We start from the raw sequence: 8,101 nt of genomic DNA on the forward strand, positions 1-8,101 counted from the left end.
GACGACTCATGAAGCCTTCGGTCATCGTCACCCCGATCACTTGGTTTCCGCGCCTCTGCGTGATCCCTGGGATCGTCACGCGAGGATTTCCGGAACATGCGCTGGCGCTTGGTGCACCGGATCAGCGCGGGATGAGCTGGATGACCTTGCGGTTTTCCGGCTCGACCACGGCAATGACGTCGCCCGCGATCAGATAGCGGTAGCTCGTCGTGGCCGGGACCTCCGAACTCATGTCCTGCGGCAACATCAGGAGTTCGACCTCCGGGGGAATGATCATGCCGACCCGCGGCGGCGCGCCGAGATCGGCCTTGGGGAGATCCGGTCGTCTGGCCTGCTCGCGGATCAGCTTCTGCTTCGCGGACGGGAGTGGCGCAGGAGCCGGGGACTCGACCACGGTCCCGCCCGTCGGCTGTCCGAAAGTCGGGGTGGCGGCCAGGACCAGGATGGCCGCGACCGCTCCCGTCATGACGGCTGCCGATCTCATCCACTTCGGACCGGAGCGCCGCTCCGCGGAATATCCCGACATCGAACGAGGTGTTGCGAAGGCGCCCATCCTCAGATCTCAGGGACCGCCACCGCCGTAATAGCGGGCGCTGTAGCGATAATGGCGTTCCCGCTCGCGCTGCCGACCCAGCCAGTCGTAATCCCGATGGCGGGAGGACGGAGCATCCCAAAGCGGATCCTCGGTGAGGCCGGTGCGGTAGCCGCCGAGGCCCGTATCGTAGGTGAGCTTGTTCCACGGGATGGTGCGCTCCTCCTCGCCCAGGCCCGGGAAACCGCCGAACGCCATCACGGCATAGGCGATCCGGCCGCTGAGCTTCTGGGTCGCGAGCCGCTTGATCGTGCCGATCCGGTTGCCATTCGGATCGTAGACGGCCGAGCCTTCGCCCCGATCACGCTCGATCAGGGGCGTGGCCGTCCTCACGCCGGGGGCATTGGTCTGGGCCATGGCGCTCTCCTGCGGTCGTCAGCAGGCCATGAGAGATCCTGGCCTGCCTTTGGCAGAACGCCCGCTCGACAGACCCGTTCCTGGCCGGAGATGGCCCTCCGTCGGCGAGAGCGGGCCGTCACGGGGGAGCGGGGTGCTCGTCCACCAGGGTTCCGATCAGGCGCAGGAGTTCCTGCTGCTCCGGACCCAGTCCGGTGCTCAGGAATTCCGCGACGAGCACCCGGGCAAACTGCCAACACGCAGGCGCTCGGTGGCGACTTCTCGGAGTCAGGCCGCCAGCAGCTCGTCGGCCGGACCGAAGAACTCATAGCGGATGCGCTCCAGCGGGATGCCGATCCGGGCCAAGCCCCCGACATAGGCCCGCAGGAACGGCCGAGGACCACACAGGTAGTAGGTTGCCTCGGCCGTGGGCGTGTGCTGCGCGATCCAGTCCGTGCTGATCAGGCCCGCCTCGTCGTAGTCCCGGCCCTGAACGTCCGTGGCTTCCGGTGATTCGTAATAGGTGCGGACCACGATGCTGCCTGCCTGTGCCGCCACCTCCCGGACGTGCTCGCGCATGGCATGAACCCGCCCGTTGCGCGCCGTGGATGAACCATGTCGGCCGCCCGCGGCCGGACTGCACGATGGCCTCCAGCATGCTGACCATCGGGGTGAGCCCGACACCGCCACTCATCAGAACCACGGGGCGAGAGCTCTCCTCGTCGAGAAAGAACTCCCCAGCCGGCGGCGCGACCCGCAACCGGGTGCCGGACCCGGCCTGATCGTGGAGCCAGTTCGAGGCAAGACCTGCCGGAGCATTCGGGGCCGCCTCCCGCTTGACGGAGATCCGGTAGGAGCGGTCGTTCGGGCCGCAGGAGATCGAGTAGTTGCGCTTCACGAGTCCTGTGCCGGGAAGGTCCAGCGCGAAGGTGAGATACTGCCCCGGACGGTGGCGCAGAACCGGTCCGCCATCGGCAGGGGCCAGATGGAAGGAGCGGATTATCTCGCTGTCCGGATGTGTGCTCTCGACCATGAAGTCGCGCCAGTCGTTCCACCCGCCGGGAGCCGCCGCGAGCTCCCGGTAGATCGTCCTCTCACGCGCGATCAGCACGTCGGCGAGGAGCCAGTAGGCCTCGCCCCAGGCCGCCAGGATCTCGTCCGTGGCGGCATCTCCGAGCACGTCCTTGATGGCGCCCAGGAGAGCCTCGGCCACGAACGGATAGTGCTCGGGCCTGATGCTCAACCCGACATGCTTCTGCGCGATGCGCTCCACGCGCGAGGCGAGCACGCCGAGATTGTCGATGTTGCGGGCATAGGCCACGATGGCAGCGGCCAGGGCCTTGGGCTGGGAGCCGGTCTCGCCATGATGCGACTGGTTGAAGAGATCGCGGATCTCCGGGTTCTGGAACATGCGCTCGTACATGCGCTGCGTGATCGCGAGGCCGTGGGCTTCGAGCGCGGGCACCGTCGCCTTGACGAGATCGATAGTGCGGTCCTCGAGGGTGGCGGGCATGGGATCTCCCCTCTGTGAAGCTGTTGGGGACGCCTGAGCCGGGACGGAGCACTGACCGTGAACTGTCCACATCAACTGAAGCCGCAGGCCCGGAGTTTCACGGCTACGGAGCGGTCGTGACCGGTTCCTCGAGCAGGGGGTCGGTCGGGCGCAGGAGGTTCCGCTGTTGCGGGCCGTGCCATTGCTCGGGAAGTCTCGGATTGTGAGACGTCGGTTGTCGAAGGACGACAGTGGCAGGAGAGCGGCACGGGGCGTTCGGTCCGGACGGGACGGCGTTGCGAGGCCGGAGTGATGAGATCTTGCCGGAGCGCCGGAACCGGGACTCCGTGCCGGCGTTCGGACCCTTGTCGGGCCTCGCATGCCGGTCTTGGGTGCGCGGGGACGGCACCGCAGGGAGGCCACCGGGTCCGAGAGAGCCGGGGCCTCCCTGCCTTTGCATGCTTGATCGATTTCCGGGAGACCGCGATGGGACAGGCAATCCGGCGCAAGGTTCTCGTGGTCGAGGATGAACCCGAGGTTCGCAGCCTCGCTGCCACGCTCCTCGAGGAGACGGACTTGCAGGTGGTGGAACTGGACAGTGCCGATGCGGCGCTGGCGTTCCTCGAGAACCGTGCCGACGAGGTCGTGATGGTGTTCACCGACGTGGCCCTGCCCGGCAAGTTCGATGGGGTCGACCTCACGCTCGCCTGCGCGGCGCGCTGGCCTCACATCCGGGTGCTCGTCACGTCGGGGCGGGTGAGGCTGCCGAATGACGGGCTGCCCAAAACAGCTCGGTTCATCCCGAAGCCCTGGCGGGCCTTCGATGTTCTGGTCGCCGCGGAAAGGGCGGCTGCTCACTCCGCGTGAACCCGTAGGAGCACGACACCGGGATTGGAGTCGCGGGTGAACTGCTGCGCTCGACCGCCCAGCCCATGCCGGCGATTAGCCCGGGCATCCTCATCCTGTCCTCTCGCAACAGCCCCGATCGCCTGTCTCACCCGATCCGCGTTGGCGTGACCCATAGCACGAACAGTCCCGACCGCCCCTTCGCGGGCATCTGAGGGCGCATCCTCCGCGCGGACGATCAAGGCGAGGAACAAAGCACCAGGCTGCTGCCTTCCTTTTGGGAGCGGGACAATGAATGTCGACTATCGCTGTCGCGTCTATGCGGCGTCCGTCGCGTAGCTCTCCAGTCGGATCCATCAGATCATGACCTCAAGTGCCGAGCTACGTGCAAAGGCACCTTTCGGCGCGATCTCCATCACCGGCGGCGTGCTGGCCGACAAGACCACGGCGCTGTTCCGCAGGTAACATCTCGTTGTATTGCCGCGCCCGGCGCGGTCGTGCCGGAGAGACTGATGCTCGCGATCCGCGCCGCCAAGGTCCTGATGGTCGCCGCAATAGCGTTCTTCGCGACGCTGGTCGCGTTCGGCAACATCACCGATTACGGCACCAACTTCGTTTTCGTCCAGCATGTGCTGCATATGGATAGCATCTTCCCGGATGCCACAATTGGATACCGTGCGATCACCAGCCCGACTCTGCATCACGCGGCTTACAATCTGATCATCGCGGCGGAGACGCTTACCGCGATTCTGTGCTGGATCGGCGCTTTCCGGCTTCTGCGGAAGCTGCGTGCCGACGCCATGAGCTTCAACCGCGCGAAGGGGTGGGCCGTGGCCGGCCTGACGCTCGGCTTTGTGGTCTGGCAGGTCGGCTTCATGTCGGTCGGCGGCGAGTGGTTTGGGATGTGGATGTCGCAGCAGTGGAACGGCGTGCCAAATGCCTTCCGCTTCCTGATGACCATTCTTGGCGTGTTGATCTTCGTGAGCCTTCACGACGACGAACTGGCGTAAGGGCCATTGCCTGTCCGGTAAGTGCGGTCACCAATGGCGCACGGATACCATGATGATCAACGCCTACAAGGACGGCATCCCGGCAATGGCAAGCCCTTTTCCGATGGCTCTCTCTTCCGACAATCGATCTCGGTTGTTGCGACTGCACCGGAACCCTCACCGCGCTCCCGGCTCTCGAAGCGCTCCTTTCAGATACGCCGCCCCGGGTGGGGCTTTCAGTTGCCCGATAAGGGAATGATCCGAAAGGAATTCGACCTCTTCGGCTACGTGGGAAATTTCGCGAGGCGGGAGTGACAACGAGTGATTTGAAGCGGCATTCGGTAGCAAAGACCACCAAACGCTCGGTAAGTTACTGAGCCGAGAAGATTATGGCCTCTTCCATGGTCGCAGAAACTTGGCGAGGCAGGGATGACCACGAGTGATTTGAAGCTCGTCCTGATCACGGGTGATCTCTAAATCCGTGGAGAAGTGGACGTTCCCCGGGCTCAATCTGGGACCGAGGTTGACCGAGGCTGTGTGAAAACCCGTGGTCTCCAAGCCGGTGAAGAAGAATAATCTAAACGAGTTGCGCCACTGGGACGTTTGAACCCGACCCAGTGCAGATTTCACCCTTAATTGGAAGAGTATTTCGCAATCAGGTTGTCGTTTCGCGTTTTCACACAGTCTGGACCCGAAGCGGTCATTCCGGATGAAAACGAGCATGGTTAGAAGTGAGTCCCAGGAGGGCTCGCACCCGGGAGCATGGATGCCTCCCCTGACGTGCTTCGGCTCGGCATTGTCCGCTCCATATGCCGATCCTTGGTCTCGGAGGTTTAGGCCTCGGGTTGGCCGGAGCCCCTGATGGCCGGCGGTCGTAGATATCTTCGCGCGAAGGTCTTGCGGTCCAAAGGCTCGCCCCAGGTGTCGGCGTCGATCCCGAAGTCGTTGTTGCTGTTCGAACCGCCCTTGGGACGGTCGGGGCCCTCAATGACCAGGAAGGTGCCGTCACCGCCATCGGCAAGATAGCCTCCCTCCATCTTCCAATGGAGGTAGGCCTCGTAGAGGTCGGTGAAGCTATTCATCGGACCCTCCTCAAACGCGAACTGTGGAGACCAAGCGCCACCAGAACAATCGCGGACGTGAGCCGTCGAGCGTGTGGCCTCGTTCGCTGGGTCGGTATCTTATCTCATGGAAATCTTTTCAACGCGGCAGCAAGCAGTCTCCTTTAGCTGCCTGACTTGCGAACCGCGTTGCTGATCGTCACCGGCTTCGGCAGCAGCCCCAGTATGTAGAATGTATCGGCAATGCGCTGCTGCTCGGCGACAACTGCTGCATCGAGCGGTTTGACCCCGAAGCTCTGGCGCCGGAGCGCAACCGAAAGGGAGGACAATGCCGGCGGTGATCTCACCAACTTCAATGATACGGGCCGAAGTCATGACAAAGGTCTCCTGCCGCCAGCGTCGAGCCGACGTGATGCAGGTGGTCCAGGAATTGGAAGAAGGTCGTCGAGTTACGGCCGACAGCAATTCCGCGAGCACCCATGCCCGCAACAGGAGATGGCAGGGAAATCGGAAGCGACAGAAGTGTTCGTCACAGACAATCCTCTGATCAGAACCACGATGCGTTTGTAACACTTCGTGGCGCTTTAGCGTTTGATCACGCGGCGCAAGCTGCACGTCTCAAATCACCGCGGCCTTCGGAGAGCAGAGCCCTCGTCAAGCCCAGGTAACGTGCCCCGTCAGGACCTGGGCTGTCAACGAGAATGTTCTTCTTAAAGAACATTGGGCTTGAGTGCGGATGCGCTCCCGCTGATTGCTCTGCGAGAAGATCAGCCTTCAAAGCTGTCGATCCTGCGGTCCCAACTTGCCGGTCGTGTATCGGCAGACGCGTGAATCGACGAACGAATTCGACGCACCTGCATGTTCATCAGCGCAGGGGCACCGCTTGTTGGATATGTGACTGGACCCGAGTCATGCTTCATTCCAACAAAGACGTCCTTCGATGTGGGCACGGTAGAGGATGACTCCACCGCGTGCACATGTTCTTTGGAAAGAACGTTCCCCTTGACCTTACAAGCGAACAGCAGGACTCTCACTTGATCCAGCCGAGCTCGCCTCGGCTGATGGATAACGCTGTGCGATTACGCGATTGTCTCGATGCGATCGCGTTGACAGCAGAACTCAAGCGACACCGCCGGGCGGGTATGCTGTCCTCTGCCACAAGTCGGACAAGATTGTTGCGACGATCACAGGCTGCGAGCACGTGTTCTGAGTTTCTTCCATACGAGGGAAGCGAACCTGCTATGTGGAATAACACTCTGCCGATCGCAGTGATCGGCGCCGGTTTCAGCGGCACCATGACGGCACTTCACCTGCTGCGCCGCTTGCCCGATCTGCCATTGCTGCTCTGCGAACGCTCGTCGGTCTTTGCGCGAGGAGCAGCCTATTCTACTGACCACCCCGTCCATCTTTTGAACGTTCGCTCCGCCAACATGAGCGCATATCCGGACCAGCCGGATCATTTCGCCTGTTGGCTCGAGGAGCAGATCGCAGCAGGTCCGGACGAGATCGCTCGGCATGTCCAGGATACGGTCGTGGGCACTTTCGTATCGAGGTGTCTCTACGGGCGATACCTGACCTCGCTTGTGCGGGAGAGCATCCGTGAAGACGACGGTGCATTGCGTCTGCGACTGATCCCCGATGAGGTTGTCGACCTGGAGCCGACGTGCCAGGGCTATCTCCTGACGCTCGCGGGCGGGCGCAAGCATGCGGTCGCGGGGGCTGTTCTCGCGGTCGGCAATTTGTTGGCGGATCAAACCAGGAATGGACCCTACATCGACAACCCGTGGGGCTCGGCTTTGGCCGAGGGGCTCCAGCCGGGCAGGCCCGTCGTCATCATCGGCACGGGATTGACGATGGTGGACGTCACCATGCAATTGTGGTCGAGCGGTTTTGCGGGACCCGTCATCGCCATCTCGCGTCGAGGTCTTCTTCCCCAACCACACGTCATGTCTGCGCCATGGCCGGTTCCGACCCTCGACAATGAACAGCAGCACTCGCTTTCGCGCTTGGTGCGCCACATCCGGCAGGACGTTGCAGCCGCCCGCAAGCAAGGAATTGCTTGGCAGAACGTGGTGGACAGCCTTCGCCCCATGACATCGCGGATCTGGCAGCGTCTGCCGGAAGTTGAGCAGACGCGCTTTCTTCGCCATGCGCGCCCGTGGTGGGACGTGCACCGGCACCGGACTGCACCTCCGGTCGCACAGCAACTCCGGAGTCTGATCGAGCACAACTACCTGAGCATCCGTGCCGGACGCATCACCTCGGTCGAAACGGCAGCCGGCCTTGCAACCGTCACCTACCGGCCGCGTGGAGGCGGAGAGGTGGCCACCCTCGACGCGCAGCGTGTCGTCAATGCGACCGGGGCGGTGCCAGCCGGCGATGTGCAATCGCCGCTCCTGCGGCGGCTTCTGGATCGCGGTCTGGTTCGGCTGGACCGGCATCACCTGGGCCTAGACGTGACGGACCGCCTTGAGACGTTTAGAGCCTCCGGGATGGTCTCACCCCGGCTTTGGGCGCTCGGCCCAGTCGTGCGCGGTGTCTTCTGGGAGTGCACGGCGGTGCCTGACATCCGCCGGCAAGCCGTGGAACTGGCCGACAGAGTGGCGGAGGACCTCCACCCGGAGGCAATTCCGGTCGGCCTTGTCCGTGGTGGGTGAGGCTGATCCGAGCAGGCCTGCTCTCGCTGGGCTTAGCCGGTGATCCCGGCGCTCCATATGCAGGCTGGTGAGTTTGCTTCGCCGGGTCATCGAGCGACCGCTCTTGTGAAGGTTTTCGGATGCCGGCC

At 63.3% G+C, this 8,101-nt stretch carries 6 protein-coding genes and 2 pseudogenes; 3 read left to right on the forward strand and 5 right to left on the reverse strand.

From position 1 onward, the window contains the following. Positions 1 to 121: 121 nt before the first annotated feature. The 3 genes and pseudogenes from BN1233_RS39905 to hmpA form a co-directional block, all read right to left on the reverse strand. Positions 122 to 553, reverse strand: a complete 432-nt coding sequence (locus tag BN1233_RS39905) for a DUF1236 domain-containing protein (protein WP_046869234.1) — start codon at positions 551 to 553, stop codon at positions 122 to 124. 9 nt (positions 554 to 562) lie between these two features. Further along, complete coding sequence (locus tag BN1233_RS39910; protein WP_046869235.1) at positions 563 to 949, reverse strand: PRC-barrel domain-containing protein; 387 nt, start codon at positions 947 to 949, stop codon at positions 563 to 565. A gap of 267 nt (positions 950 to 1,216) precedes the next feature. After that, positions 1,217 to 2,441, reverse strand: a pseudogene (gene hmpA, locus BN1233_RS39915) (NO-inducible flavohemoprotein). A 465-nt stretch (positions 2,442 to 2,906) separates the two neighbouring features. Between hmpA and BN1233_RS39920 the strand changes: the two are divergent. Together BN1233_RS39920 and BN1233_RS39930 are read left to right on the forward strand one after the other, a co-directional pair. Beyond that, on the forward strand, positions 2,907 to 3,287 hold the full coding sequence (locus BN1233_RS39920; RefSeq protein ID WP_046869236.1) for a response regulator: 381 nt from the start codon (positions 2,907 to 2,909) through the stop codon (positions 3,285 to 3,287). Positions 3,288 to 3,778: 491 nt separating this feature from the next. Continuing rightward, positions 3,779 to 4,276 carry a DUF2165 family protein gene (locus tag BN1233_RS39930; RefSeq protein ID WP_046869238.1) on the forward strand — a complete coding sequence of 166 codons (498 nt, stop codon included), beginning with the start codon at positions 3,779 to 3,781 and terminating at the stop codon, positions 4,274 to 4,276. Positions 4,277 to 5,088: 812 nt separating this feature from the next. Here the strand turns inward: BN1233_RS39930 and BN1233_RS39935 are convergent. Together BN1233_RS39935 and BN1233_RS47965 are read right to left on the reverse strand one after the other, a co-directional pair. Continuing rightward, positions 5,089 to 5,337 (reverse strand): hypothetical protein, encoded by a 249-nt coding sequence (locus BN1233_RS39935; protein ID WP_046869239.1) that lies wholly within the window; start codon positions 5,335 to 5,337, stop codon positions 5,089 to 5,091. A gap of 143 nt (positions 5,338 to 5,480) precedes the next feature. Further along, positions 5,481 to 5,636 (reverse strand): annotated as a pseudogene (locus BN1233_RS47965) (sulfonate ABC transporter substrate-binding protein); the annotation flags it as partial. Positions 5,637 to 6,557: 921 nt separating this feature from the next. Between BN1233_RS47965 and BN1233_RS39940 the strand changes: the two are divergent. Continuing rightward, the gene (locus BN1233_RS39940) at positions 6,558 to 7,973 is read left to right on the forward strand and encodes an FAD/NAD(P)-binding protein (protein ID WP_046869240.1); all 1,416 of its coding nucleotides are present in this window, start codon (positions 6,558 to 6,560) and stop codon (positions 7,971 to 7,973) included. Positions 7,974 to 8,101 lie beyond the last annotated feature (128 nt).

It is taken from the genome of Microvirga massiliensis, assembly GCF_001006805.1.
Classification (GTDB): Bacteria; Pseudomonadota; Alphaproteobacteria; order Rhizobiales; family Beijerinckiaceae; genus Microvirga; species Microvirga massiliensis.

Excerpts from the sequence above, each read along its gene's own strand:
- BN1233_RS39930 (WP_046869238.1), top strand. The coding sequence starts at position 3,779 with ATGCTCGCGATCCGCGCCGCCAAGGTCCTGATGGTCGCCGCAATAGCG.
- BN1233_RS39910 (WP_046869235.1), bottom strand. The coding sequence starts at position 949 with ATGGCCCAGACCAATGCCCCCGGCGTGAGGACGGCCACGCCCCTGATC.
- BN1233_RS39905 (WP_046869234.1), bottom strand. The coding sequence starts at position 553 with ATGGGCGCCTTCGCAACACCTCGTTCGATGTCGGGATATTCCGCGGAG.
- BN1233_RS39920 (WP_046869236.1), top strand. The coding sequence starts at position 2,907 with ATGGGACAGGCAATCCGGCGCAAGGTTCTCGTGGTCGAGGATGAACCC.
- BN1233_RS39940 (WP_046869240.1), top strand. The coding sequence starts at position 6,558 with ATGTGGAATAACACTCTGCCGATCGCAGTGATCGGCGCCGGTTTCAGC.
- BN1233_RS39935 (WP_046869239.1), bottom strand. The coding sequence starts at position 5,337 with ATGAATAGCTTCACCGACCTCTACGAGGCCTACCTCCATTGGAAGATG.